We start from the raw sequence: 264 nt of genomic DNA, 5'->3' as shown, positions 1-264 counted from the left end.
AGTTCTTCGACGTGCACGCCAAGACCGGCTCGGCCATCGCCGGGGAGGCGCTGGAGCGCATCGGCGCCCTCTACGCCATCGAACGCGAGATCGCCGGCCAGCCGCCCGATGAGCGACAGCGACGGCGACAGGACCGGTCCCGCCCGCTGGCCGATGCCTTGAGAACCTGGGCCGAGACGATCCTGCCGCAGCTCTCCGGCCCCTCGGATCTGGCCAAGGCGTTCCGCTATATGCTGACCCGCTGGCGCGCGCTGACCCGGGTGT

Annotated in this window: 1 protein-coding gene; it reads left to right on the top strand. The window is 70.8% G+C overall.

What is annotated here, in order from left to right:
• Positions 1–264 (top strand): transposase (locus FV226_RS27770; RefSeq protein ID WP_147765437.1); only part of this gene is annotated, 264 nt, incomplete at both ends.

The organism is Methylobacterium sp. WL12 (assembly GCF_008039475.1).
Taxonomy (GTDB): domain Bacteria; phylum Pseudomonadota; class Alphaproteobacteria; order Rhizobiales; family Beijerinckiaceae; genus Methylobacterium; species Methylobacterium cerastii.
This window is presented reverse-complemented; position numbering and strand designations above follow the sequence as displayed.